The sequence below is a fragment of the Streptomyces dysideae genome, from assembly GCF_001514305.1.
GTDB classification, from domain to species: domain Bacteria; phylum Actinomycetota; class Actinomycetes; order Streptomycetales; family Streptomycetaceae; genus Streptomyces; species Streptomyces dysideae.
In genome coordinates this window covers 1-575 of sequence record NZ_KQ949176.1, presented here as the reverse complement: position 1 = coordinate 575, position 575 = coordinate 1, and the positions used below count along the sequence as shown (strand labels likewise).

At 72.3% G+C, this 575-nt stretch carries 2 protein-coding genes; both read right to left on the bottom strand.

All coding sequences use genetic code 11. The features are described from left to right. Window positions 1–234: response regulator transcription factor (locus tag AQJ91_RS48205; RefSeq protein ID WP_159054846.1), on the bottom strand; the 234-nt coding region annotated here is incomplete at its 3' end. After that, window positions 231–572, bottom strand: coding sequence for a hypothetical protein (locus tag AQJ91_RS48200; RefSeq protein WP_079085771.1), 342 nt, complete (start codon window positions 570–572; stop codon window positions 231–233). The genes AQJ91_RS48205 and AQJ91_RS48200, both read right to left, overlap by 4 nt. Between the last annotated feature and the right edge of the window lie 3 nt (window positions 573–575).

Sequence of the window (575 nt, the reverse complement as noted above, 5' to 3'; positions counted from 1 at the left end):
TTCCGGTGCGCGTTCGCGCAGGGCGCGGACGGTGGTGGGGGCATCGCCCTTGGGCATCTGCACGTCCATGAGAAGGACCCGAGGGTGCGTCTGGCTCGCCACCGAGACGGTCTGGGCGTGATCGACGGCCAGCCCCGCCAACTCGAAAGCGGGATGCGACTCGACCAGGTCCGCGAGCGCCTCACGGACCTCGGCGTCGTTGTCGGCCACCATCACGGGGACACCGTGGTTCACGACTGCCCGCTCCTCCCGAGCGCGGCGTCCGGCAGGTGGCGGGTTCCGAGCTGGTCCCGCCGGCAGACTCCGAGCGTGGGCATGACGGCGGCGACCGGGGCGATCAGGACGTCGTAGTGGCCGCCGATCCGGTCGCAGACAGCGATCGCCATCACCGCGTCCCACACCGCCGCCCAGAACGCCCAGTCGTGCCGGTGGTGGCTCTGCGCCGCGTCCAAAGCAGCCCGGCGGGCCACCGAGGCCGCCACCAGGATGCGGTAGCGCTCGACGTCGGTGGTGGTGCGCCTCACCTCCGCCCATGCCTCGGCACGGGTCTGGCTGGAGGTCTGCCGCCACAGGCC